Origin of the sequence: Aquisediminimonas profunda (genome assembly GCF_019443285.1) — a bacterium.
Lineage (GTDB): Bacteria > Pseudomonadota > Alphaproteobacteria > Sphingomonadales > Sphingomonadaceae > Aquisediminimonas > Aquisediminimonas profunda.
In genome coordinates this window covers 2,302,911-2,328,772 of record NZ_CP080327.1, presented here as the reverse complement: position 1 = coordinate 2,328,772, position 25,862 = coordinate 2,302,911, and the positions used below count along the sequence as shown (strand labels likewise).

The 25,862-nt window shown below is 57.5% G+C and carries 16 protein-coding genes, 1 tRNA gene and 1 pseudogene; 11 read left to right on the top strand and 7 right to left on the bottom strand.

All coding sequences use genetic code 11. The features are described 5' to 3' along the window. Positions 1-33: 33 nt before the first annotated feature. The 6 genes from K0O24_RS11570 to K0O24_RS11545 all read right to left on the bottom strand — a co-directional run bounded on the left by K0O24_RS11570 (position 34) and on the right by K0O24_RS11545 (position 6,926). On the bottom strand, positions 34-582 hold the full coding sequence (locus tag K0O24_RS11570; RefSeq protein WP_219892895.1) for a GNAT family N-acetyltransferase: 549 nt from the start codon (positions 580-582) through the stop codon (positions 34-36). Then, positions 575-1,573, bottom strand: a complete 999-nt coding sequence (hemB, locus tag K0O24_RS11565) for a porphobilinogen synthase (RefSeq protein WP_219892894.1) — start codon at positions 1,571-1,573, stop codon at positions 575-577. Before hemB ends, K0O24_RS11570 begins: the two co-directional genes overlap by 8 nt. Before the next feature lie 100 nt (positions 1,574-1,673). Further along, positions 1,674-4,298, bottom strand: coding sequence for a valine--tRNA ligase (locus tag K0O24_RS11560; protein ID WP_219892893.1), 2,625 nt, complete (start codon positions 4,296-4,298; stop codon positions 1,674-1,676). Positions 4,299-4,341: 43 nt separating this feature from the next. Next, complete coding sequence (locus tag K0O24_RS11555) at positions 4,342-4,776, bottom strand: DUF2497 domain-containing protein (RefSeq protein ID WP_343211236.1); 435 nt, start codon at positions 4,774-4,776, stop codon at positions 4,342-4,344. Positions 4,777-4,834: 58 nt separating this feature from the next. Further along, the gene (locus K0O24_RS11550; RefSeq protein ID WP_219892891.1) at positions 4,835-6,280 is read right to left on the bottom strand and encodes a TolC family outer membrane protein; all 1,446 of its coding nucleotides are present in this window, start codon (positions 6,278-6,280) and stop codon (positions 4,835-4,837) included. Between the two features lie 7 nt (positions 6,281-6,287). Then, positions 6,288-6,926: a protein-L-isoaspartate O-methyltransferase family protein gene (locus K0O24_RS11545; RefSeq protein WP_219892890.1), complete on the bottom strand. Its 639-nt coding sequence runs from the start codon at positions 6,924-6,926 to the stop codon at positions 6,288-6,290. Positions 6,927-7,295: 369 nt separating this feature from the next. Here K0O24_RS11545 and K0O24_RS11540 point away from each other — a divergent pair. Continuing rightward, a tRNA-Cys gene (locus K0O24_RS11540) sits at positions 7,296-7,369 on the top strand. 4 nt (positions 7,370-7,373) lie between these two features. Here K0O24_RS11540 and K0O24_RS11535 read toward each other — a convergent pair. Continuing rightward, a pseudogene (locus K0O24_RS11535) lies at positions 7,374-8,627 on the bottom strand (MFS transporter); the annotation flags it as partial. 234 nt (positions 8,628-8,861) lie between these two features. Here K0O24_RS11535 and K0O24_RS11530 point away from each other — a divergent pair. The 10 genes from K0O24_RS11530 (at position 8,862) to K0O24_RS11485 (ending at position 25,862) form a co-directional block, all read left to right on the top strand. Continuing rightward, on the top strand, positions 8,862-11,894 hold the full coding sequence (locus tag K0O24_RS11530; RefSeq protein ID WP_219892889.1) for a CHAT domain-containing protein: 3,033 nt from the start codon (positions 8,862-8,864) through the stop codon (positions 11,892-11,894). Positions 11,895-11,919: 25 nt separating this feature from the next. Then, the gene (locus K0O24_RS11525) at positions 11,920-13,950 is read left to right on the top strand and encodes an adenylate/guanylate cyclase domain-containing protein (protein WP_219892888.1); all 2,031 of its coding nucleotides are present in this window, start codon (positions 11,920-11,922) and stop codon (positions 13,948-13,950) included. Next, a complete protein-coding gene (locus K0O24_RS11520; RefSeq protein ID WP_219892887.1) occupies positions 13,937-14,680 on the top strand; it encodes a hypothetical protein in 744 nt (247 codons plus the stop codon). The genes K0O24_RS11525 and K0O24_RS11520 overlap by 14 nt, the downstream gene beginning before the upstream one ends. Before the next feature lie 31 nt (positions 14,681-14,711). After that, positions 14,712-16,151 (top strand): cysteine--tRNA ligase, encoded by a 1,440-nt coding sequence (gene cysS / locus K0O24_RS11515; RefSeq protein WP_219892886.1) that lies wholly within the window; start codon positions 14,712-14,714, stop codon positions 16,149-16,151. A 1-nt stretch (position 16,152) separates the two neighbouring features. Next, the gene (locus tag K0O24_RS11510; protein ID WP_219892885.1) at positions 16,153-17,100 is read left to right on the top strand and encodes a D-2-hydroxyacid dehydrogenase; all 948 of its coding nucleotides are present in this window, start codon (positions 16,153-16,155) and stop codon (positions 17,098-17,100) included. 132 nt (positions 17,101-17,232) lie between these two features. Beyond that, entirely contained in the window at positions 17,233-18,882 is a 1,650-nt protein-coding gene (locus K0O24_RS11505) for an acetolactate synthase large subunit (protein WP_219892884.1), read from the top strand. Beyond that, complete coding sequence (locus tag K0O24_RS11500; RefSeq protein ID WP_219892883.1) at positions 18,879-20,315, top strand: aldehyde dehydrogenase family protein; 1,437 nt, start codon at positions 18,879-18,881, stop codon at positions 20,313-20,315. Before K0O24_RS11505 ends, K0O24_RS11500 begins: the two co-directional genes overlap by 4 nt. Before the next feature lie 185 nt (positions 20,316-20,500). Next, on the top strand, positions 20,501-21,892 hold the full coding sequence (locus K0O24_RS11495; protein ID WP_425514778.1) for a multiheme c-type cytochrome: 1,392 nt from the start codon (positions 20,501-20,503) through the stop codon (positions 21,890-21,892). Continuing rightward, complete coding sequence (locus K0O24_RS11490; protein WP_219892882.1) at positions 21,892-23,865, top strand: heme-binding protein; 1,974 nt, start codon at positions 21,892-21,894, stop codon at positions 23,863-23,865. Before K0O24_RS11495 ends, K0O24_RS11490 begins: the two co-directional genes overlap by 1 nt. Before the next feature lie 2 nt (positions 23,866-23,867). Beyond that, positions 23,868-25,862: a hypothetical protein gene (locus tag K0O24_RS11485; RefSeq protein ID WP_246610971.1), complete on the top strand. Its 1,995-nt coding sequence runs from the start codon at positions 23,868-23,870 to the stop codon at positions 25,860-25,862.

Genomic DNA, 25,862 nt, shown 5'->3' with positions numbered 1-25,862 from the left:
CATTGCCTTTAGGTCCCAATTCCTGCTTTTCCGTCAATGGTCATCGGGGCGCGCAATGCTATATGTAATATGCTGCTTGAGCGGACTGTCATCCGCATTTTTGGGGTGAGCGAAATCAAGCTGAGGATGTCGCTTTAGGCCAAGACGTTCCATCAGGCCCCAGCTCCGGACGTTACCGGGCGTCGTAATCGCCCAGATTTGTTCAACGTCCCGATTGGAAAACCCCCAGTCAAGGGATGCTTCTGCCGCCTCCCGCGCATAACCTTGCCCCCAGGCATCATGCGCCAGCCGCCAGCCAATCTCGATCTTGCCGTCTATGGGCCCGACATTGCCCATGACAAGGCCGCAAAAGCCCAGAAAACGGCCATCTTTCTTCCGTTCAAGTGCCCAGAAGGTATGGCCATGCCGTTCCTCGATAGCATGCAGGCGGCCGATCATCGCTTCTGCCTCCTGCGCACTCATCAGAGGACCGAGCGTGGCCATGACGCGAGGATCAGCGGACATCGACGCAAAAGGCAGAACATCATCATCTCGCCAACTGCGCAAGATGAGGCGCGTCGTTTCTAACCTGAAGTCATCCATTGAGGAGGCGCGCTGCATGCGCCGCGTGATAGGTCAGCACTCCGGAACAGCCCGCACGCCGGAACGCGAGCAATGTTTCAAGGACAAGCGCATCACGGTCCCCTGCCCCGGCAGCGGCTGCAGCTTCGATCATCGCATATTCACCGGAAACTTGATAAGCAAAAACAGGAACTTCGAACCTGTCCTTCACACGACGAATGATATCAAGATAGGGTAGTCCCGGCTTGACCATGACGCTGTCAGCGCCCTCCGCTATGTCGAGCGCGACTTCACGCAAGGCCTCTTCGCTGTTCGCGTGATCCATTTGGTAGGTCTTCTTGTCGCCCTTCAGCAGACCGCCAGACCCCACAGCATCGCGAAACGGTCCGTAAAACGCGCTCGCATATTTGGCTGAGTACGCCATGATCTGAACATTGATGTGCCCGGAGCCCTCAAGTGCGCCCCTTATGTCGCCAATCCGGCCATCCATCATGTCCGATGGCGCGATGATGTCCGCTCCGGCATTCGCCTGATTCAGGGCCTGCTCCACAAGAACGGCCGACGTTTCATCATTGAGCACATAACCTTTGTCATTGACCAGTCCGTCGTGGCCGTGCGCCGTGTAGGGATCCAGCGCCACATCGGTCAGGACGCCCAACTCGTCGCCCAACGCATCCTTGATTGCGCGCGTGGCGCGGCACATCAGATTGTCGGCATTGAGCGCTTCGCGGCCATCGTCGGTGCGCAGGTTTCGGGGCGTATTGGGAAACAGCGCGACGCAGGAAATGCCCAGTTTCCGGGCTTCTCTGGCCTGCTTTACGATCCCGTCCACTGACCAGCGCGACACGCCCGGCAGGGTGGCGATTGGTTCCTCGACGCCGGTACCTTCAGTAATGAAGAGCGGCCAGATCAGATGGGCAGGTGCAATGTGGTTTTCGGCCACCATCGCCCGGCTCCAGCTGGTTGAACGAGTGCGGCGCAAGCGCAGCGCGGGAAAGCGGGCTTCGGTCATGATGAAATCACCTCTACAACAGGATTTCAGAACTGGAAATCCCGGCTTTCCCGACGAAGATAAAGGAAACCCTTCAGCTATGGAAAAGTGCTGGTCCTGCCTAGTCCAACCGCGCCAAGGCTGCAGTCAGCCGATCGACCTCAGCCGCCTTTTCCGCATGATCGGCGCGCGCCTTGTCGACAGCCTCGGGCTTTGCCTTTTCCACGAACGCCGGATTGTTGAGCCGCCCCGCCAGGGCATCCCGTTCCTTGGAAAGAGCTTCGATTGACTTTGTAATCCGCGCTCGTTCGGCATCAAGGTCGATCACACCTGCAAGAGGGAGAACAAAGGTCGCCTCTTCAACGACGAGTTGTATCGCCCCGCCTTGCGGCGCTGGAGAACCGGAAACACTGTCAAGACGTGCAAGGCGCCCAATTGCGGCCATTTGCCGCTCCAGGCGCGCTAACGTCTCCTCAGACGCGTCGCGAACATAAGCGCTGAGCTTTGCCCCTGGCGGTATCCCCAGTTCATTCTTTGCCGCCCGGACGGCACCGACCAGAGAAATCAGCCATTCGACCTCATCCTTGGCTGAAGAATCCACTTTAGCTTGTGGATTGGGCCATTGCGCATGGATCAGGTCACAACTGCGCTGCCCCATGGCATGCCACAATTCCTCTGTGATGAACGGCATGAAGGGGTGGAGCATCACAAGAATCTGATCCAGGACCCATCCTGCAACGGCCTTGGTTTCCTCACCCATCTCGCCCTTGATGAGTTCCAGGTACCAATCACAAAAGGTTCCCCAGGCAAAATGATAAATGGCATCTGCCATTGCGTCATAGCGCAAATCCGCGACAGCCCGATCGAGTTTGGCCAGGGTTTCAACCGTTTCGCCAATGATCCAGCGGTTGACGGCCAGCTCGGCCCTGGGTGCCGCAAGCGTGGTCGATGCGCCTATGCCGTTAGACTGGCAGAAACGCGCGGCATTCCAGAGTTTCGTCGCGAAATTGCGATAACCTTCTACGCGTTTTTCATCGAGCTTGATGTCCCGCCCCTGGCTTTCCATGGCAGTGAGCGTGAAGCGCAGTGCATCGGCCCCGAATTGGTCAATAAGGCCAAGAGGATCGACCGTGTTTCCCTTCGACTTGGACATCTTTGAACCGTCCGCTGCGCGAACAAGTCCGTGCAAATACAATGTCTTCCACGGCACTTCTTTCATAAAATGCAAACCCTGCATGGCCATGCGGGCATCCCAGAAGAAGAGAATGTCAAACCCGGAAATCAATACGTCATTGGGGTAGTGGCGATGCAGCGTGCTTGACTCTTCCGGCCAACCCAAAGTTCCGAATGGCCAGAGCGCCGATGAGAACCAGGTGTCCAGAACGTCCGGATCGCGGGTTAAAGTAACCCCTGCACCGGCTAAGGCCTGCGCTTCAGCCTCATTTTCGGCAACAAATACAGTGCCATCATCCGTAAACCACGCCGGGATCTGGTGGCCCCACCACAATTGCCGCGAAACACACCACGGCTGGATGTTTTCCATCCAGTTAAAATAGGTCTTTTCCCATGTCTGGGGTACCACATTGATCGCTCCGGTCCGGACCGCCTCGATTGCTGGTTGGGCCAGAGTCTTCGCATCGACATACCATTGGTCGGTCAACCAGGGCTCGATGACCGCACCAGACCGGTCGCCGAATGGTGTCTGGATGACGCGGTCTTCGACCTTTTCGAGGAGCCCTGCTGCTTCGATCAGTGCCACAACCCTTTCGCGTGCTTCCTTTACCGGAAGACCAAGCAATTCTGCCGGAATCAGGTCATCCGCCGTCTGGATCACACGGGCTTCGGCATCGAACATGTTGAGCATGTCGGCAGGCTTGAACCCTGCCCTCTTGCCGACCTCAAAGTCGTTGAAATCATGGCCTGGCGTGATCTTTACTGCGCCTGAACCCAATTCCGGATCAGCATGTTCGTCGGCGATGACCGGAATCAGTCGTCCCGTGATCGGCAGCCGGACCAACTTTCCGATAACAGCCGTGTACCGGGGATCATCGCCATTCACGGCGACAGCCATATCAGCCAGCATCGTTTCGGGCCGCGTGGTCGCAACGGAAATATGACCGCTGCCATCCTCAAGTGGATACTTCAGGTGCCAGAACTTACCGTTGATCTCGACAGTTTCAACTTCAAGGTCGGAGATTGCTGTTTTCAGGCCGGGATCCCAGTTCACCAGCCTTTTGTCGCGATAGAGCAGACCTTCGTTGTAAAGCTCGACAAACACTTTGATGACGGCCTTCGAGAAGCCTTCATCCATTGTGAAGCGCTCATTCGTCCAGTCGCAGCTGGCCCCCAGGCGCCTCAACTGCCCGGTAATGGCGCCGCCGCTTTCGGCTTTCCATTCCCAGACCTTTGCTATGAAGTCTTCACGGGAAAAGTCCGTGCGCTTTTGCTGGCGCTCATTCAGTTGCCGCTCGACCACCATCTGCGTAGCGATGCCAGCATGATCGGTGCCGCAGACCCACAACGCATCCTTGCCCTGCAGGCGGGCGTGGCGGATCAATACATCCTGAAGCGTGTTATCAAGGGCATGGCCGATGTGCAGGCTACCGGTAACGTTTGGCGGCGGCATGACAATCGTAAAGGGTTCGGCATCAGGGCGCGACGGGCGAAAGGCACCGGTCGCCTCCCAATGGCGATACCATTTGGATTCAATTGCGGAAGGATCGAAGGTTTTTGCAAGCTCAGTCATGACGCGCGGCCTTTGCCAGCCGCATCACCGACTGGCAAGGAGATCAGCCCAGGCTGTTTCCCGTGATCCGGGCGATTTCCTTGGCTACAAGGCTCTCGACAAGCTGTGGCAGGTTCGCATCCAGCCACTCACGCAGCATTGGCCGAAGCATTTCGCGCACCAAACCTTCGAGTGTGTCGCTGCCATGGACTTCAGGCTTGACGATCAAGGCAGAAAGCGCGCCCAGTGCGGCCCTGCTTGCTGACTCTGCATTTGGTGAAACAAGTGTCTGTGCCATTGGTGTTTCCGTAACTGCTTCCGGTTCGGCGGATGTTTCGGTCAGCTCGAGCACGTCGTCTTCGACCGCTTGAGTGTTAAGCTGAGGGTCGGCCTGAGGCTGAATCTGGCTTGCATCCTCTCGGGCCGCACTGCGGCGAGCGCGCGGACTAGAAAGCACCTTGGCACTGTCTTCCGAAATGATTTTTTTGATTGAAGACAAGATGTCCTCCATCGTCGGCTCATTGCTGATATCGCTCATCATGCCCACCTTGACGTCACTATTCGCCCTTTACTGACGGATTTTGTGCCACTGTGTCAACGGTTCGTGTTGCGACGGGCTTGGGCGTCGGATCGCTGTCCCAGTCTGAAAGGCTGGTGCGCACCCGCTTGTAGTTGGTTTCCGGATCATAGAGCACACCACCATCAAGGCCCAGATTCCGGGCTTCTGCCTGCCCCATAGCGGCGAGAAGAGAGAAGCCCGCAACATAGGCGTTGCGCCGAGCTGAAACGAGCTGAACCTGCGCGTTAAGATATTCCTGTTCTGCATTCAGGATGTCCAGGATCGATCGATTGCCTACCGTATTTTCCGCGCGAACACCTTCAAGCGAGAGCGCGGTCGCAGCAACCGCCGCTTCCGAAGAGGCAATGACAGCATTCGATGCCCTGAAGCTTGCGAACGCCGAACGCGTCTGGGCGATGACGCTGCGTTCCGCCGCAATCACTTGCTCAATCGCCTGGCTGGAACGCGCCTGAGCCTGACGGATCTGTGCACTGGGTGCTCCGCCCTGGTAAAGTGGCAGGGTCAATTGTACGCCAGCACTGGCGTTCTCCGCCGTCTGGGATGTGTTAAACCCCGGAATGAAGGACTGAAGCGAGTTCAGGAAGTTTGCATAGCTCTTGTCAGCAACCAGTGACACCTTGGGCATGCGCGCTGCTTTGGCGGAACCAACATCAAATCGGGCCGCATCCTGGTTTTTTTTGGCAGCGATCAGATCCGGATTGTCTGCCAACGCCTTTTCAACAGCCAGGTCCGCCGTTTGCGGCAGATTGGGCAAGGGCGGCGGCTGCTGCAGATCGTCAGGCTCATCACCGACCAGCTGAATATAGCGTTCGCGACTGGAAATCAGGTTCGATTCGGCCCCCTCGAGCTGGCTCTGCGCAAGGGCAAGTCGCGATTCGGACTGGGCAATGTCAGTGCGAGTCAGGTCGCCGACTTCGAACCGATCGCGCGTAGCTTCCAGATTGGTCTTTAGCACCTTCACCTGATTGCGATTGAGGCCGACGATGGCTTCGTCCCGAAGGACATCCATATAGGCTGCGACAACCTGGCTGAATACGCTGGCTTCCGTGCCCCGCAAATTGGCCTGGCCAGCATCGACCCGGGAATCCGCAGCCCGAATGGCGTTGCGTACGGCACCACCTTGATAGATGGGCACGTCAAAATTCAGGCGCCCGCTCGCCTGGCGCACAGGTGATGCACTGCTCGATGTCTGGAGATTCTCGGTGTAGGCGGCAGAAAGATCAAGCCCGGGCCGACCGCGCGACTTGGCAATCGGCACGTTCTCATCATTTGCACGTTGCCCGGCTCGCGCCCCGGTCAAGGTCGGATTTGTTGCATAGGCCTTGGCCAAGGCTTCGCGCAAGGTTTCGGCATTTGCTGAAGATGCTAAAAGCCCAAGCGGTCCCAAAAACAATATTCTACTTTTCAATCGCTTGGTCATCATACTTCTCTTAAAAACTGAAACTTTTCGGAGGGGTGAAGCCAGGAAGGGAAACTGCTTCCAAATCGGCAAAAGAGACCAATCCCACGCTCTGTCCCGATTTGCGGCCAAGTGCCAACCGTGTCACGCCCTTGTCGACCAACCCCGTCAGCAATCGACCGCCGTTGGCAAGTTGGGCTTCGATAGCAGCTGGAATCGCTTCTACGGCACCGTCAATCAGAATGACATCGTAGGGGGCACCTTTCCGCCAACCAGCTTCCAAGGGCCCCATGACATAGCGGATACCAGCTGCCTTTCCGATTGCTGCAAGGCTTTCGTCGACTTCCAGGGCAGTAACGTCTGCGCCCAATTCATTCAGCAACGCCGCTGCATATCCGGTAGCAGCACCAACCAGAAGAATCTTTTCGTCCGGTTGGATCCCGGATTCTGAGATGAGCCGCGCCGTTACAAGCGGCGAATTGAGCGCTCTGCCATGACCGAGAGGAATGGGCACATCAACATAGGCAAGCGCCGAGCGCTCGGATGGCACGAAATTCTCACGCGCGACCGCCTTTATAGCCGCAACAACCCGCGCGTCAGTGACCTTGTTTGTACGCAACTGGTTTGAAACCATTGCTGCGCGCATATCCGAGAAATCGAGTTCGCTCACAATTCGCCCCGTGCCATAAGTGTTTTATAAGCGCAATACACCTTGATGCGCCAGCGATGCATTACTGCGGCTTTTTCCGAACGCCAAGCCGCTTCGTCAAGCAAGGACGATCCATTGCAGAAGCGAATATTCCAGTAACTAACAAAATGCGCCTGAAACCAGCTGCCCTTTCGGCTACGCACCCAACGACGCTGGCACCAGGAAAATGCCGCATCCTGGTTTCAGCATTTGCGACGACGCTGACAGAAGTACCTTAATTGGGACTGCCTGCTCCTCAGCCTTCAAAAAGATAAACGGACTGCGCACTTTTTGGATGACACTGCGCTCATTTCTGACTAGGGCCCCTGAAACCCGCAGAAATGCGCCGTTGGCCCGATGGCGGAGTGGTTACGCAGAGGACTGCAAATCCTTGCACGCCGGTTCGATTCCGGCTCGGGCCTCCACTCTTTTTGGCACCAGTGCCAGGGCCACGAGGCTGACCAGGGCAGCCAGGCTCAGATACCCCCCTACCCACGCAAGTCCGCCGCGATCTGCCAGTGCCTTGGCAGCAAATGGCGTCAAGGCGCCACCGAAGATACCGCCCATGTTGAAGGCAATGGAAACACCTGTGTAGCGCACTCTTGCTGGAAACAGGCTCGGCAGCCAAGCGCCGAGAGGGCCATAAAGCAAGCCCATGACAAACAGGGCCATTGAGAGGAAGGCAGTGGTCTCCGTCATGCTTCCGGTCAACATCGGTGCCAAGGCGAATCCGAGCGGAATCCCCAATGCACATCCGATGGCGAGCACGGATCTGGGGGAGCGCCAATCCGAGCTATAGCCGGATACGAGAATGCCAGCTGCGAGAAACAGGATTGCAAACAATTGCATCGAAAGGAAGGCCTCGCGAGAGAACCCGCGCGTGCTTGTGCCATATCCCAATGCAAAAGCAGTCGCGAGATAGAAGAAGGCAAAGCAGGCAACAGCTGCAAAGGTGCCGCAGACAATCTCCGGAGTATGTCGTGCAAATGCTTCACGCAGCGGCACGGCAGGCGGCCGCTCCTCGGCAAGCATCCTGGCAAAAGCAGGCGTTTCCGCAAGCCGCATCCTGACCCAAAGTCCAACGATCACCAGCAGGGCGCTCAAGAGAAACGGAATGCGCCAACCCCAGCGCTCGAATTGATCGGCGCTCAACATTGTGCCCAGAATCAGAAACAGGCCATTGGCAAGCAGGAAGCCGACCGGAGCGCCGAGTTGGGGAAACATTCCAAAGCGACCGCGCCAACCCGCCGGGGCATTTTCAACGGCCAGCAATGCGGCGCCACCCCACTCGCCGCCAAGGCCAAACCCTTGTCCAAACCGAAGGATGCACAAAAGAAGCGGCGCAATCCAGCCAATCGCGGCATAGGTAGGGAGAAAGGCAATGAGCAGTGTAGATCCCCCCATGAGCAATAGGGAGGCGACCAGAGTAGACTTCCTGCCGATGCGATCACCGAAGTGACCAAAGACGACCGAGCCGACAGGTCGAGCAACGAAAGCAAGGCCGAAACTGGCATAGGACGCTAGCAATTGCGCTGAAGCGGACTCGGCGGGAAAGAAAAGCGGGCCGAACACCAGGGATGCAGCCGTCGCATATATGTAGAAATCATAGAATTCGATGGCAGTGCCAACAAGGCTTGCCGCAAGTATGCGGCCATTGCCGTTTGCCGCGATTTGATCAGCCATGCTTTATCCCCCTGCTTTCGGCCTTTGCGGCGTTCGTTCGAATTGTCCAGTGCCCGCCAGCTTGAGGCTCTTTTGAACTGCGGAGATATCGGCTACCACTGAAAGCTCGAAGGACTTTGGGCTGCGCGACCGAAATTAACGGACAAGCAAAACATTGCTGTCCAAACCGCGCAAGGCGGAGGGAGAGTGTCTTTGCGAATTTCTGGGAATCGGGCGATTGCAGCATTTGGGTGCATGATTGCAACCATTTGCCCTGCCCTGGCGCAAACTCAGCGGCCAAGCCTTGCCGACAGTTTCAGGCTTGGCAGCGGCGGTGGGGTTCTCTGCCAGGTTCAATCGAACGACCATGATTCTGCAATTCGCGGCATGTTCGATCGTTCCTGGACATTGGTTTGCCGTGACGCGGTGCGACCAGTCGGCAAATTTTATGCTCTCAGGGGTCCTGATGCCGCATCTCGTCTCGCAGAAATACGCAAGGGCGATGCAGCTTGCGACGATGCTCCAAAAGGTTCGAACATTGAAGGGTTGGGCCTCGTCTCGACCATGCAATGCCGCATGACCAATGCCGGCGTTGGATACCGTGTCTATGCGCATCAGAAGGGCCATATTCTCTGGGTAGCGGAAGGTCTCGCGGGATATGACAGTGCACTCAAGCTTGGTCTAAGGACCATTATTGCCGATCGCATTGTAACGGGGCAGGTGTCGGTTGCGACGACATCGGTCGAGGATCCGGTAGCGTTCTCGCGCGTCCAGGCCGGTACGCTTGATCCCGACCAGGCGCTTGCTGAAGGTTACAAGCGCAACACGAGCGGCAATTATGCAGAAGCCGCCGAATTCTTTGGGACCTTGCAGCAGCGGGCCGACCCATCCAGCCGCGATGCTGAACGTTACGGCGAATACCTTGTGAACCGGGCGTTGCAGCAATCCAATTTGGGTGAGTTTGCGCAGGCCGACGCCCTGTTTGCAGAGGCAAACCGAATTCCGACAGCAGATCGAGTTCAATCCCGCTTGCGGCGCAATTTTGAGGCACTGCACCTGCTGAACCAGCGGCGCTATGACGAAGCAATGGCGCGCATCGACCAACCCGTAATACCGGTTGGCAGCGCATCGCAAATGGCAAACGGGCTGCTTGAAATTTCTCCCGAGCTCGCGGGGGAACTGAATACTGGTGTGCCTGTTGGCGAGCGCATGGGCATGACAGATTCACTGGCGCTAACGCCCCGGGAGCGCAGCATCTTTCTCGACGTGCAAGCGCTGCAGATCCGCGGGACCCTTTTGAGGCTGACTGGAAAAGCCTCAGAAAGCCGCGCTATCCTCGATCGCGCCGGGAATGATGTACTCGCAGTCCGTGATGGGCGGGTCATCTCCGTCGTGCGGTTGCGGTCCCAGATCCTTGCGGAAGCTGCGCTTTCCCTCGAAGCCTTGGGTGACAATGCGGCAGCAGAGGCAAAGATGCGAGAGTCGCTATCCTTGCTGGAAGCGCGATACCCGCAAACCATTGCCGTGAATGGCGCACGAGCCCGCTTGGCAGCAATGCTGGCTCGACATGGCAAATCCGCCGACGCGATGGCCGAGTATCGTATCGTTGTTAAGAATGCAGCAGACAACCGCTCTGCGACAACAGGCCTTGGCAATTTGCTGAGTCCGTATTTTTCGCTTCTTGCAGACCGCATCCCGGGCAACCCGTCCCTTGTGGATGACATGTTTCTTGCCAGCCAGACACTCGTGCGGCCGGGTGTTGCAGACACGCAAGCAATCCTGGCCCGCGAATTGAGCGAAGGTTCCGGAGAGGCGACACGCCTGTTCCGCCAGGCGCGCTCGCTCGAGCGCGATATCGAGCGCCGACGGATCGATCTGGCCAATCTTCTTGCCGTGCCGGAAAAATCGTCGGGGCTTTCTACCGCTATCGCAGCGGTGCGGAGCGAAATCGCCACACTTGAAAACGACCAGGTCGCGACGCAAGCCAAACTCTCGGATTATCCGCAATATCGTGCCATTTCCGGTAGCGTCCTGACCCTGCCGGAACTCCGCGCTTCGCTGAAGCCAGGCGAGGCCTATTTCAAGCTGAGCGTTGTCGGCCAATCAGTCTTTGCGCTGTATGCGGATCAGGCCGGTGCAACGGGCTATAAAGTGCCACTTAGCCCTGATCAGCTCGATGCTGCGGTAAATGGCATTCGTGATACGATTTCGAAAGATGAAGGCGGCCAACTCAATACCTACCCGTTCGATGTCGTTCTTGCGCGCCAATTGTACACAGACCTGCTCGGCCCGGTGAACGCGAGGATCGCTGCCGTGCACCATCTGGTATTCGAGCCTGACGGAGCGATGTTGCGGCTGCCCCTCAACCTGCTGATTGCAAGTCAGCCGGGTGTCGATGCATATCTGGCCCGAAGTGCGACACCAGATGCCGATCAGTTCGATTTTCGCGGGATCGACTGGCTGGGTCGAACGCACAGCATAAGCACGGCAGTGTCGGCGCGCGCCTTTCGCGATGCCCGCAACACGCCAGCTTCGAACGCACAACGCGAATATCTGGGCTTTGGCAGGAATGCGCCAGTCTCATCAGCGGTTCGCGTATCGTCCACCCGCAGCCTGAGCGGTGGCGGCCCAAGCTGCCTTTGGCCCGCCAGCGAATGGAACAAGCCCGTCTCGGATGCAGAATTGAAGGAAGCTCAAGCCGCAGTCGGCGTCGGGCAGTCCGCGATTGTGACTGGCGCTGACTTTTCCGATACTTCCGTCATGTCGCGCACAGATCTTGCGGAATACCGCATCCTGCACTTTGCGACCCATGGTCTTGTGACTGCGCCAAGACCCGAATGCCCCGCTCGGCCTGCCCTGCTCACATCCTTCGGGACTGCAGGGTCCGATGGCTTGTTGAGTTTCCGGGAAATCTATGACCTCAGGATTAATGCGGACCTGGTCATACTTTCGGCATGCGATACCGCTGGCAAGGCCTCTGTTGCGGCAACGAGGGAAGCCGGTGTCGCCACCGGTGGCGGAAGTGCACTGGATGGCCTTGTGCGCGCGTTCATAGGAGCTGGCGGCCGGTCGGTCCTTGCGAGTCATTGGCCCGCCCCTGACGAGTTCAAGGCCACCGAGCGTCTGATCTCTGGGCTTTTCAAGGCAACAAATGGCCAGTCGGTCGGAGACGCGCTTGCTGATGCACAACGCGCGCTGATGGATGATCCAGCGACTTCTCATCCATTTTACTGGTCGGGTTTTGCCGTCGTTGGCGACGGCGCCCAGGCCATGCTGTCTCGGCGGTAGCGCACTTGGCTGGACTCCCCTCCTGATGCCCGAAAGCCAAGGCGGCAGGACATATTTCGCCTTTGCGACTTCGGCGCGAACAGGTTTGCGCCAGCTGGGGTTCTGGCGGCTGCTGCTCACAATTGCGTTCCTTGCAGGAGCGGTCCTGATTGCGCGTTATGGCTGGAAGCTGCCTCTCGCGATTGAGGCCGAGCGTGCACTTTACGACTGGCGGCAAGTGCTGACTGCCGAAAAGGTCGATCAGGACGAACGCATCGTGATGATCGTCTATACTGACGAAACGCTAGCCGCCACGGGGAAGCGATCCCCGTTGGACCGCGCAATACTGGCAAAAGCACTGGCGCGCATCGACAGCTTCAAGCCGAAAGCCATCGGGATCGACATCCTGATCGATCAACCTCAACCTGAAGATCCGAAAATCATCGAGGCCTTCCGCAATCTGAAGACGCCCACTTTCCTTGCCTATGCGTCTGCAAGCACGGCGGAAGACAAGATGATGCTCTGGCAGCAACAGTTTCTCGAAAATTTCCTGAAGCAGATTTCGTCGGGACCCGTGAAGCCGGCCAGCATCATGATCCAGACTGATGATGACAACGTCCTGCGCAGTTGGCCAAAACTGCCACAAGACCTGCCTGACCTGCTGCCGATCGCTCTTGAACCGTCAAGCAAAGCCTCGTTCGAGGGGTATGACCGCAGCATCCGATATCGCCTTCCGGCCTTTAACGAACGCCCTGTCTTTGCAAGCATTCCCATCGACACATTTGCGCAGGATGCGCTGTTCGCGAGCCCTGAGGCGACGGCGCTGTTCCGCAAGCAAATTGAAGGCAAATATGTCCTGATCGGCGGACACATTCAGGACATCGATATTTTTGAAACACCGCTGAACAAGCTCACCGGACGCTCGACATGGGGGATTGAGACTTTCGCGCACATGCTTGCGCAGGAACTGGACGGGCAATTAGCAGAACCGCCCCCCACCTGGATAAAATGGATCGCCGCCGTCCTCGTCATATTCGCCGCTGCCTCGACCGCAATGTCCAATGCGCGTCCGTTGGCGGTCAGCTTGACCGTCATTGCCGAATTTGCAGCAATTGCTCTCATCCCGTTCTGGGCCCAGTCCCGCGGGATAGATACCCAAGGATTGCCGGCCTTTGGCTGGGGCCTAGGTTGGGTACTTGCATTTGCGTCCGTTGGAACCGCAGCGCGCGCCATTGGTTCCGAGCAGCGCAAGTTCGCACAGAGCGCTCTTGGAAAATATTTGCCTCGCGATATTGCAGCGGAAATCCTGCGGGATCCGGAAAGCCTTGCGCTGCACGGCGAAAAGCGAGAGATTTTTGTCGTCTTCACGGATCTTGAGGGCTTCACCAAACTGAGCCACGCAATCGAACCGGAAATGGTCGCAACCCTGCTCAATCGCTACCTGGAAATGCTGAGCAATGTTGTGCTCGAACACGGTGGCACGATCGACAAATTTGTGGGCGATGCCGTAGTCGCTTTCTGGGGTGCGCCAATCAGTCGGTCGGACGACGGAGAGCGTGCTGCCCGGGCGGCATGGGCAATGTACCAGGCTGGTGAGGAGTTCCGAAAGTCTGTTCCAGAGGGCGTGCCCGCAATTGGCAAGACCCGGGTCGGACTGCATCATGGCGAAGCAATCGTTGGAAACTTTGGGGGTGAGGGACGCATCCAGTATACAGCACTTGGCGATTCCATGAACACGGCGTCGCGGTTGGAATCCGCGAACAAGCAATTGAAATCCAGCATTCTCGTAAGCCGGGAGGCCGCAGAGCTTTCTGGGCTCGACTGGTATCGCTCACTTGGGCGAGTCGTTTTGCGCGGCCGAGCGACACCGGTAGAAATTCTGGAACCATGCCCAAATGTTCCGTCGGAAACGCTCAAGGCCTTTAACGACCTTGCAAGGCAAGCAAATTCAGGTGATGTGTCTGCGATCACAGCGCTAAAGAAACAGTCGACTAAAAACCCCAAAGATGAAGCTTTGGCCAATTTTGTCTTTCGCTTGGTTCATCTGGAAGAAGGAGGCTATTTTGTCCTGGACTAGAAGACCCCTTGCATGTCTTGCGGCTACGCTCGTGCTGGCAAGCGCCACAGGTGCCGTTGCCGAGACGATTGTCGTCAAATCAACGGGCCCCTCGGCCAAGGCCTATCCTCCCGGCAAGTCCATCCCCGACAACAGCAAAGTCTCGCTAAAGGCCGGGGATTCGATCACCATTCTCGATGGGCGCGGTACCCGCGTGCTCAAGGGGCCAGGACTTTTTGCGACGACCGCAAGTACCGCAACCGGTTCAACGATTGGCGCATTGCTGCGCAATACCGGGACCAGACAAGTCAGGACCGGTGCCGTCCGGGGCACTGGCACCGGATCTGTAAGGCCACCGAACGTCTGGCTCGTCGACACCAGCAAATCCGGGACTGTCTGCGTCGCGGGAATGGAATCCATTTCCATGTGGGTGCCGCCACATGAAGAGGCTTCAAGCCTGACCCTCACCAGACTCGCCGATGGCAAGTCGGTGGCTATTTCGCTGCGCGCCGGACAATCGGTAAAGGCCTGGCCGACGGTCGATCTTCCGATCACGAATGGTTCCCAGTTTCGAATCTCTGGCGACGGGCTGAGCAACCCGGTTACGCTGCGCTTTGCGACGCTGGGACCAAACCCGCAGGGACTGGAAGGCACGGCAGCCGCGCTTATCAAGGCAGGCTGCAATGCCCAGCTTGACCTGCTGATTGAAACGGTGGCCGTTCCTTCGGACGAAGACGCACCCGCCGGTTGACGCCGGACCAGAACCATTGGATTGGGCGCAGATGAAAACTGCTGCGCCCCTGATGCTCTTCAACAGCCTGACACGAACGCTGGAGCCTTTCGTGCCGCTTCATGTCGGTGAAGCCCGCGTCTACACCTGCGGCCCGACGGTCTATAATTATCCGCATATCGGGAACATGAGGGCATATGTCTTTGCCGACACTCTGGGACGCGTCCTGAGTTACAAGGGTTACAAGGTTACACATGTCATCAATATTACCGACGTCGGGCACCTGACCGACGACGCAGATGCGGGCGAAGACAAGATGGAGAAGATGGCGGCTGAAAAAGCGCAGTCCATCTGGGACATCGCCCGCCACTATACCGAAGCCTATTGGGCTGACGTGAAGGCCCTCAACATTCGACAGCCTGCACATTGGTCGATTGCAACGGACTACGTGCCTCAGATGATCGAGTTCGCAAAATCGATTGCGGACACGCATTGCTACCTGCTGGACAGCGGCCTCTATTTCGACACATCGACGGTCGCCAACTATGGTGCCCTTGCGCGAGCAAGGACAGATGGCGGTGAGGGACGTATCGAGGAAGTCGCCGGTAAGCGTCATGCTGCCGACTTTGCCATCTGGCGCAAGACTCCTGCCAGCGAGACGCGACAGATGGAATGGGACTCTCCTTGGGGGCGCGGAGCGCCTGGGTGGCATCTCGAATGCTCTGTGATGTCGGAAGCACTGCTGGGACTGCCGTTTGATATCCACACCGGCGGCATTGACCACCGCGAAATTCATCATCCGAACGAAATCGCCCAGAATCAGGCGCGCTGCCATTCAGATGACAGCGGCGCGCGCTATTGGATGCACAATAATTTCCTGATCGAACGGTCCGGCAAAATGTCGAAATCCGCCGGCGAGTTTCTGCGGCTTCAGTTGCTGATCGACAAAGGCTTCCACCCCCTCGCCTATCGCCTGATGTGCCTTCAGGCGCATTACCGCAGTGAGCTTGAGTTCAGCTGGGAAAATCTCGCCGCAGCACTTGTGAGGTTGAAGCGCATGGTGATGGGTGTGACGCGACTTCGCGATATAACTGCAGCGCATAAGGGTCCCGTTGTCGAGCTCGCGAACTTTGTCGATCAGTTTGACAGCGCGGTCAGCAATGACTTGAACACGCCAGAGGCGTTACTGGTTCTCGAAGCTGCTCTGGCCTCTTCTGCCAAAGATCGTGAAGTGCAGATTGCCTTGGTCCAAAAACTGGACTCGGTGTTGGGCCTGAATCTTTTTTCCCTTACCCGAGCTGACCTTCGTATCCGCCCCAAATCGGCCGTCATCACAGAAGCCGAAATCGAAGCAGCGCTTGCCGACCGCAGGGAAGCGCGCGCTGCAAAGGATTTCGCCAAATCTGACGCAATTCGCGACGATCTGATTGCAAAAGGTGTCGAAGTCATGGACGGTGACCCGCTCGGGTGGGACTGGAAACTGGAGATATGATATGAGCGACAAGGTCATTGCCGTCCTGCCGGGCATTGCTCAGGCACTATTGTCGAACGGGCTGCCAGACTGGGTTGAGCCACGCTTCTTCATGTCCAAGGATGAAGCTCTTGCCTTGGCCCCTGAAGCAGAGATCGGCTGGTTCGACATGTATGACAAGGGCGATATGGCGCTCACGATATCCCGTGCAACCAAAATGAAATGGCTTTATTCCGTTTATGCCGGGGTTGACGGCATGCCTCTCGAACTTCTCGCAGAGCGCGGCGTGACTTTTACGAACGGCGCAGGGATCAACGCCATTACTATTGCCGAATATGTCGTCATGGGAATGCTGACCGTGGCAAAAGGCTACAGGGAGGTCGTGCACGCGCAGGATCGTCACGAATGGCTTCATGATTCTCCTGGCAAGGTCGAACTGTTCGGGTCCAAGGCTTTGTTGCTCGGCTATGGCGCCATTGGCAAACTGATTGAGGCACGATTGAATGGTTTCGGCGTCGAAACGACGGCCGTGCGCAGGACTCCAAGTAAAGGCACGCTTGCTCCCCATGAATGGCGTGAGAAACTCTCTGAATTCGACTGGGTCATTCTTGCCGTTCCGTCTACGCCCGAGACTGAAAACATGATCGGCGAGGCGGAATTGGCTTTCATGAAGCCAAGCGCGACTCTCGTGAATATTGCCCGCGGCTCAGTGGTTGATCAGGACGCCCTGGTTGTGGCGTTGAGAGACGGGCAAATTGGGGCAGCTTTTCTCGACGTAACCGATCCCGAGCCCCTCCCGGAAGGCCACCCGCTGTGGAGCCTCGACAACGCGCACATCACGATGCATCTCTCCGGACGGGCGACGACACTTATGTTCCAGCGCGCTGGGCAAAGATTTCTTGAGAACCTGGCGAGATATCGGGATGGTGCAACACTGCAACACGGCGTCGATCTTGCACTTGGCTATTGAGGGTGACAGCGCCAACATGCCCCGTTAGACTTTGACTTTCTGCACGGATTGTCGGGTAGCCAATCGGCAACTCGTCCCGACCGGTTCGCGCTGAAATTCACGCGCGCTGAGCGCAAAACGGGGCAGGCGATCATGAGTCAGAAGGCATCCGATCTATTCATCCAATGTCTCGAACAGGAAGGCGTCGAATATATCTTCGGTGTTCCCGGTGAGGAGAATCTGGACTTTCTCGACTCACTCTCGCGATCGAAGCAAATCAGGCTCATCCTGACGAGGCATGAACAGGGCGCCGGCTTCATGGCCGCAACCTACGGACGGCATACCGGAAAGGCGGGCGTCTGCCTTGCAACGCTCGGCCCCGGGGCAACCAATTTCGTTACGGCGGCTGCCTACGCCCAGCTTGGCGGCATGCCGATGATGATGATCACGGGCCAAAAACCGATCAAGAAATCGAAGCAGGGGCGATTCCAGATCCTCGACGTCGTCGCGATGATGGGGCCGATCACCAAATATACCCACCAGATGGCGTCGTCCGACAATATTCCGAGCCGCGTGCGAGAAGCCTTTCGCCTCGCCGAGGAAGAAAAGCCAGGTGCCGTGCATATCGAATTGCCGGAAGACATCGCGGACGAGCATACCGACAGCCTTCCACTGACGCGGAGTATCGCCCGTCGGCCAAGCGCGGATCCCAAGGCAGTTTCTGCAGCTGTTGCAAGACTGGAAGCGGCGAAGGCACCCATCCTCGTCATCGGCGCAGGCGCCAATCGCACGAGCACCGGCAAGATGCTGCGCGAAATCATCGAAAAGACAAACATTCCTTTTCTCACGACACAGTTGGGCAAGGGCGTGATTGATGAGCGTCATCCGCGATTCGTTGGCTGTGCAGCGCTGTCGGCGGGCGATTTCGTCCATCGTGCGGTCGAAGCATCAGACTGTATCGTCAACATCGGCCATGACGTGATCGAGAAGCCGCCCTTTTTCATGCGCCCGGATGGGGCACAGGTGATTCACATTTCAGGGCGATCGGCTGAAGTCGATCCGGTCTATTTCCCGCAGATCGAAGTAATCGGGGATATCGCCAATGCGATCTGGCAGATCAAGGAAGCCATTACGCCGCAACCGCACTGGAATTTCGATTTCATGCTGAAGGCGCGCGCGGCGGAAGTGGCGCACACGGCAAGCATTTCTGGCGATGCCCGTTTTCCGATCTACCCGCCACACCTCGTAAGTCAGGTCCGCAGTGCCATGCCGGATGACGGGATCATCTGCCTCGACAATGGTGTATACAAGATCTGGTTCGCCCGCGGCTATGCAGCTTACCATGCAAACACTGTTTTGCTCGACAACGCGCTCGCGACGATGGGTGCCGGCCTGCCCTCGGCAATGATGTCGTCGATGGTCTATCCAGACCGTAAGGTCATGGCGATCTGCGGAGACGGCGGGTTCATGATGAACAGCCAGGAAATGGAAACGGCTGTCCGGCTGAAACTCAACATCACCGTGCTGATCCTCAATGACAACAGCTATGGCATGATCCGCTGGAAGCAGGCCAATATGGGTTTCAAGGATTGGGGGCTGACCTATGGAAACCCCGATTTTGTCAAATACGCCGAAAGCTATGGGGCAAATGGCTATCGCGTCGAGAGCGCTGCCCACCTTGATGAACTACTCAAGCACACACTGGCGACGCCGGGTGTCCATCTGATCGACTGCCCGGTCGATTATTCGGACAATGACAAGATCCTCAATCGTGACATCAAGGAATTGAGTGCAAAGCTGTGACCAAACTCAAGGAAATTTATCCGCTCTATCTGAACAACAAGGCGGAACAGCCAAATACCGACCTTGAAGTGACCGACAAGTTTACCGGGGAAGTGGCATTTCGTTGCGCGCAAGCGGACGCAAAGACCATTGATGCCGGCATTCAGGGCGCCGTTGAGGCCGCCGAACCCATGGCGCGAATGGCAAGCTATGAGCGGCAGGCCGTCTTGCAGCATTGCGTCAATCGCTTCCGAGAGCGCTCGGAGGAACTGGCATATGCGCTGTGCGTCGAAGCAGGAAAGCCGATCAAGGACAGCGAAGGAGAAGTCTCCCGCCTGATCGACACGTTCCGCATCGCTGCCGAGGAATCTGTCCGTATGACGGGCGAAGTCCAACCGCTCGACATATCGCCGCGTGCACGTGGCTATCAGGGCATCTGGAAACGGGTACCGATCGGCCCCTGCTCGTTCATTTCGCCGTTCAATTTTCCGCTGAATCTCGCCGCGCACAAGATTGCACCTGCACTTGCCGTTGGCTGCCCTTTTGTCATGAAGCCAGCCAGCCGGACACCGCTCGGCGCTATCATCATGGGCGAAGTCCTTGCCGAAACCGACCTCCCGAAGGGAGCATTTTCGATCCTTCCTGCGCATCGCGAAGGGGCCGATCTTTTTACCGAAGACGACCGGCTGAAGCTGCTGAGCTTTACAGGTTCACCCGCAGTCGGTTGGGACTTGAAAGCCAAAGCCGGCAAGAAGAAGGTTGTCCTCGAACTGGGCGGCAATGCAGCCGTCATCATCGACAGGGATGCAGACCTTGATGATGCGCTTGAGCGAGTCATTTTCGGGGCATTTTACCAGTCAGGCCAAAGCTGCATTGGTGTTCAACGAATCCTGATCCACGCAGACATTTATGACCGGTTCCGCGACATGCTTGTCGCAAGGACGAAAACTCTGGTCGCAGGCGACCCCAAGGATCGCAACGTCTTCATCGGCCCAATGATCTCCGAGGGAGAGGCCGCTCGCCTCGATGCATGGATTCAGGAAGCGACCGCCAAGGGGGCAACACTCCTGTGTGGCGGCAGGCGCGATGGCGCGATGCTGGAAGCAACGCTGCTCGAGAATGTCGACCGGAACACCAAATTGAATATTGAAGAGGCCTTTGGTCCCGTCGCATTCCTCATGAAATTCCAAGAGTTTGAGGAAGCGCTGGATATTGTCAACGACAGCAAGTTCGGTCTGCAGGCAGGCATCTTCACGCGTGACCTGTTCAAGACGCTTGATGCCTGGGACAGGCTTGATGTTGGCGGTGTCGTGATCAACGATGTCCCGAGTTATCGGGTAGACAATATGCCCTACGGCGGGGTCAAGGATTCCGGTTTGGGCCGTGAAGGCATTCGATTTGCGATGGAAGACATGACGGAGATCCGGAATCTCGTGATCCGGCGAAGGATTTGACCGGTTCGTTGCCAAGGTCGAACACGGTACAGAACTTTGCCGCAAATGGTTAACAAACTTGGTAAATCTCGCTTGTCTCTCGCTTGAATCCGCCTAAACTATTGCTCAAGATATTGGGGGTTGCATCGCAATTTTGATTGGGCTTCGCCTGTCTTGGACAGGCGAAAGAGGGGAAAGCGGTGTTCATTTCAAACTTTGCCTGGGCTCGGAAAAGTTGGCGGGAACTCCTGCCAGTCTCGGTGTGCGCCGCATTTGCATTGTTTGCGCTCTTGCTGGGGACTCTCCATGCGAATTCTCCCCTCAATGCAGCGGCTCCGGGCGACAAAGCTCATCTCGGCGTCGCGACTTGCGCCGGTTCGACATGCCATGGACGGTCGGAAGCTGACGGAAAGATCGTTCGCCAGGACGAAATTCTCCGCTGGCAGGAACCCTCGTCACCAACGGGCGCCCATAGCCGCGCTTTTGCTGTGCTGGGCAACGCGCGAAGCGCCGCCATTGCGCAGAGGCTTGGGCTCGGTTCAGCGCAGTCCGCGCCCATGTGTCTCGGATGCCATTCGGAACCGGCTACCGCGCGTGGACCACGTTTCCAGCAATCCGACGGGGTCGGTTGTGAAGCCTGCCACGGAGGATCTGCGGGCTGGATTGAGGTCCACAAGACCGGAAACCACCGCGCCAGCATAGCGGCCGGCCTTATCCCTCTCGAAAACCCTGCAGCAAAGGCATCAGTTTGTCTCGACTGCCATTTCGGCTCCGCCAACGGCGGACAGTTTGTCAATCACAGGATGATGGCCGCCGGACATCCGCGCATTTCGTTTGAGCTGGACCTGTTCACCACCCTCCAAGCGCATCACGATGAAGATGCTGACTATGTGCAACGCAAGGGCCGCACCAATGGCGCGAAGATTTGGGCGGTTGGTCAGGCAATGGCCCTTGATCGGGCATTGAGCCTCTTTTCAAGCCCGACATTGGGCACCGAAGGACCCTTCCCCGAATTCTATTTTCTCGATTGCCACAGCTGCCATCGCCGCATCTACGATAGCCAGAACTTCAACCAGACCGTGGCCGACAATCCGGCCCGCCCGATTCCGGTAGGCATGCCACCCTTCAATGATGAAAACATGATCATGCTTTCGGCGGCTGCCCGGATCGTTGCGCCCGCTCAGGCCGCGCGCTTTGAAGCTGAAAGCAAGGCCTTTCACGCTGCATTCTCGCGAGACAGGAACAGCGCCATTTCCGCTGCGGCGCGACTGCGGGCAACCGCCAACGCCTTGGCATCTGCCTTTCAGTCCGCCAGCTTTGGCCGCGACCAGAGCTTTGCGGTCATCGACCTGATTGCAAGCGAGGCGATAAATCCCCGCTTCACCGATTATGAAGGCAGCGTGCAAGCTGTCATGGCGACTGACACCTTGCTCAATGCGTTGGTGAATACCGGCTCCGTACCTGCAGCAAACGCAGCCGCGATCCGATCAGACATCAATCGCGCCTATGCCGCTGTAAGAGATCCAAATGATTACCGCCCTGCCGACTTCCGAAGGGCTCTGGGAAGTGCAGTCAGAACGATAAGGACACTGCGCTGATGCGGTCCCGATCAATCTTGTCATTCGTTTCTGCAGCGGCGCTCATCGTTTCGGGCTGCGGTGGCGGTGGATCAAGCACTTCGCCGGTGGTGACGCCCCCACCACCGCCACCAACGCCGTCCACAGTTTACCAGGTTCCTGCACAGGAAGCGCTGACTGTGGCTGATGTGCAGCAAGTCATCGCGCAATCGGTTGCAGAAGCGCAGGCACGCAATCGACCTGCAACGATAGCAGTGGTTGATCGGGTCGGTAATCTGCTTGCACTGTTCACGATGAACAATGCGGACCTGACACTGCGGATCCCGAACGTCACGACGCCAATTGGCGCCACCTTGCCTGGCTTGACCCTCGGCGCGCCTGCAGCGCTGCCAGGCGCGGTTTCGAAGGCCGTAACGGCGGCCTATCTCTCAAGTAGCGGTAATGCCTTTTCAACGCGGACCGCTAGTCAGATTGTGCAGGAGCATTTTCCTCCATCTCCCAATGCGGTCGGCCTTGAAAGCGGTCCGCTTTTTGGCGTGCAGTTCAGTTCCTTGCCGTGTTCCGATCTGGTCTCTCGCTTCAACCCGGGCGGAGGCGCAGGTGCGCTGATCGGGCCGAAGCGAACGCCACTTGGCTTATCCGCGGATCCCGGAGGACTGGCGCTCTACAAGAACGGCGTTCTTGTGGGCGGTATCGGGGTGATGGCCGACGGAGTCTATGGCTTCGATTCCAATATCCTCGATGTCGACAATGATGATGAAGAATATATTGCGCTGGCGGGTACGCGAAGTTTCGAGGCTCCCACTGCTATCAGGGCAGACAGGATCTCGGTCGACGGCACCTTGCTGCGCTATAGCGATGCAACGCCCGACAAGCTTCGGGCAACGGGAACCGCCCCGGCGTTTTCGGCGATAAATGGCGTTGCGGGAGCCTTGTCAGCTCTCACCGGTTACTCGAATGGAGCAATTATCGCCGGCACCCCCTACGGGAGTGAGGCCTCGGGCATCCGCGCATCCACCGCTAGCGAATTCTCTAACCGCGACGCATTCATTCTCAGCGACGGCTCGGGCAACAACCGCTTTCCAATTCGCGCAGGCACAGATGGCGCAGCGGTGAGCCAGCCGCTCTCTTCTGCCGAGGCGCGCGCCATACTTGAAGAAGCATTTCTGATCATGAGTCGGGCTCGGGCGCAGATCCGACAGCCGCTCGACAGTCGTGCCCAGGTCTCAATTTCGGTCGTCGATACGTATGGCACGATCCTGGGGGTTGTGCGATCCCCGGATGCACCGATTTTCGGCATTGATGTCTCGTTGCAGAAGGCGCGGACTGCAGCGTTTTTCTCCAATGCCAATGCGGCGAGTGAGCTTGCTGCAAATGGCTCTGCGGCTGTGCGTAATCGCGCCCCGGTTGCGCAGGCATTTTTCAACAATGCAAACATCTTCAAGGGTCAGACTGCCTGGAGTGCCCGCGCCATCGGCAATATCGCCCGTCCCTACTTCCCTGATGGAGAGGTTGGCAGACCGCCGGGTCCGCTGTCCGTGCCAATCGGAAGTTTCAATCCGTTCAATACCGGCCTGCAGTCGGAGCTTGTCTTCGATAACCTGGTGTCGCACGTCACCTATCTGCTGACTGGCGGCGGAAGCTCAGATACGCCTGCGCGGTGCACGCTCTCCCCGGATGTCGCGCCGGGGCAAAACCGGTTGCAGAATGGCATCCAGATTTTCCCGGGCGCCGTGCCCATTTATCGCGGGAGCACATTGATTGGCGCCGTTGGCGTATCAGGCGACGGCATCGACCAGGATGACATGATTGCCTTCCTCGGCGCAAACAACGCAGGCACGAAGAGTGCGGGCATCGGGAATGCACCGTCAACTGTGCGATCAGACCAGTTGGTTGTGCAGATTACAGGGGCCGGCGTGAGGCTTCGCTATGTCGGTTGTCCGTTTGCGCCATTCCTCGACACTAGCGAACAGAACGTTTGCCAGGGTCGCTAGGCATGCCGTGGAACCCTTCCCTTCTGCCAGTTCTTGCCGCCCTGTCGGGGCAGGCGAACCTGCCAGACCAAACAGGGTGGACGACTGCGCTTGCCGAGGAAAAGGTCGCAAGTGCGATCGAAAGCGCAGGCGATGCCGGGGAACAGCCGAGCGATGCACCGACTCCGGACACCCCGAATTCAACTGCACCTCCGGCGGTCGATACCGGCACGACCGCAGATGAAACATTGCTTGATGGCAGGCGTCGACCGGGCGTCCAAAAACAGCTTCCGGAACGCGTGACGCAAGAGAATGCCGGAGCGGTTCGTGCTCCTCCACCCGAAGCGTTTCCGGGTGATCCCGATTTTCCGATTCCCGATCGCTGGCGCCTTTCCGAAACCTTGGGACTGGCCCACAAGGAACGCTTTCTCGATCCTTACAACCAGAATACCTACAAAGGTGATCGTCCGCTCTGCATCCCGTCCGAAGAGGAAAAGGAACGCCGCGCCAAGGCGGGGCTTCCCAAATGCCATACTCCGGCTTTCCTGGGGCTGAAGAGCGAAGACTGGTTCCTCGTTCTCGGCGCAACGTCGGACACAGTAATCGAGCCGCGTTCCTTCCCGATCCCCGTCGGGGTCCAGACGACCGAGAATCCGGGCAGCGTGGATGTCTTCGGCCGCAGCCATAGCGAGGTTTTCGCCCAGACATTCATCTTCAGCGCCTCGCTGTTGAAGGGGTCAACAGCGTTCAAGCCCCCCGAAATCGAATATCGCGTGGCACTTGCCTTGCAGGGCAATTATGTGAACGTGCCGGAAAAGCGCGTTCTGTTCGTCGAGCCTTCAAAGCCAAGCCACCGCACCGATCATTTTCTCGGCGTCCAGGAAGCCTTTATCGACTATCATATCCGGAACGTCTCCGATCGTTACGATTTCGATTCACTGCGCGTCGGAATCCAGCCTTTCCAGGCGGATTTCCGGGGCTTTCTGTTCAACGACCAGCAACTTGGAGTCAGGTTGTTCGGCAATCGCGACAATAATCGGTTCCAGTATAATCTCGCGGCCTTCTGGCGGCTGGAGAAGGACACGAATTCCGGCCTGAATTCTGTGGTCCAACGGCCGCGCGACGACTTCGTGTTTCTCGCCAATCTCTATCGCCAGGACTTTCCCGTCGTTGGCATGACGAGCCAGGTTTCGGTCACCTACAACATGAACCGCGAAACATCGATTGAGGTCGATGACAACGGATTTCCAGTCCGCCCTGCGCTCATCGGTGATTTGCGACCGCGCAAATATGATGTGGTTTATCTTGGCTATTCCAACGACGGTCATATCGGTCGGGTCAATCTCACGAGCAGCGCTTACCTGGCTGTGGGTCGTGACCGGAACAGTTTCTTCACATCAAAGCCCGCAAAGATCCGCAGTCATTTCTTTGCCGCTGAAGCCAGCATGGATTTTGACTGGATCCGCGTGCGCGTTTCCGGCCTGTATGCGAGCGGCGATTCCAAGCCGTATGACAATACCGAGGGTGGCTTCGATGCCATCTTTGAGAATCCGATCTTTGCGGGTGCCGACACAAGCTACTGGATACGCCAAACAATCCCCTTCGCTGGTGGCGGGCGCGCGATCGGGATCAACGGACGCAATGGCATTCTCAATTCCCTGCGATCCTCAAAGGAACAGGGCCAGTCCAATTTCAACAATCCGGGAACCATGCTGGCAGGTGCCGGCGCAGATTTTGACATCACACCGAAACTGCGTCTTTCGACCAATGTGAACCATCTCTGGTTCCAGAATACAGCGACACTCAAAGCACTTCGGGTTGAGGGCAGCATTCCCAAATCCATCGGCTGGGATGTATCGGCCGCCGCAATCTATCGGCCCAAAGCCATACAGAATGTGGTCTTCAGGCTTTCCGGGGCCTTGCTTGATCCCGGCAAGGGCTTTCGCGACCTCTTCACCAACGCGGGGCGCAATGACCGTTATTATTCCGTTCTGTTCAACGGGATCTTGAGCTTTTGA

Bases quoted from the DNA above. Each gene is read 5' to 3' on its own strand.
- K0O24_RS11570 (WP_219892895.1), bottom strand. From the start codon at position 582: ATGGATGACTTCAGGTTAGAAACGACGCGCCTCATCTTGCGCAGTTGG.
- hemB (WP_219892894.1), bottom strand. From the start codon at position 1,573: ATGACCGAAGCCCGCTTTCCCGCGCTGCGCTTGCGCCGCACTCGTTCA.
- K0O24_RS11560 (WP_219892893.1), bottom strand. From the start codon at position 4,298: ATGACTGAGCTTGCAAAAACCTTCGATCCTTCCGCAATTGAATCCAAA.
- K0O24_RS11550 (WP_219892891.1), bottom strand. From the start codon at position 6,280: ATGATGACCAAGCGATTGAAAAGTAGAATATTGTTTTTGGGACCGCTT.
- K0O24_RS11530 (WP_219892889.1), top strand. From the start codon at position 8,862: ATGATTGCAACCATTTGCCCTGCCCTGGCGCAAACTCAGCGGCCAAGC.
- K0O24_RS11525 (WP_219892888.1), top strand. From the start codon at position 11,920: ATGCCCGAAAGCCAAGGCGGCAGGACATATTTCGCCTTTGCGACTTCG.
- cysS (WP_219892886.1), top strand. From the start codon at position 14,712: ATGAAAACTGCTGCGCCCCTGATGCTCTTCAACAGCCTGACACGAACG.
- K0O24_RS11510 (WP_219892885.1), top strand. From the start codon at position 16,153: ATGAGCGACAAGGTCATTGCCGTCCTGCCGGGCATTGCTCAGGCACTA.
- K0O24_RS11505 (WP_219892884.1), top strand. From the start codon at position 17,233: ATGAGTCAGAAGGCATCCGATCTATTCATCCAATGTCTCGAACAGGAA.
- K0O24_RS11490 (WP_219892882.1), top strand. From the start codon at position 21,892: ATGCGGTCCCGATCAATCTTGTCATTCGTTTCTGCAGCGGCGCTCATC.
- K0O24_RS11485 (WP_246610971.1), top strand. From the start codon at position 23,868: ATGCCGTGGAACCCTTCCCTTCTGCCAGTTCTTGCCGCCCTGTCGGGG.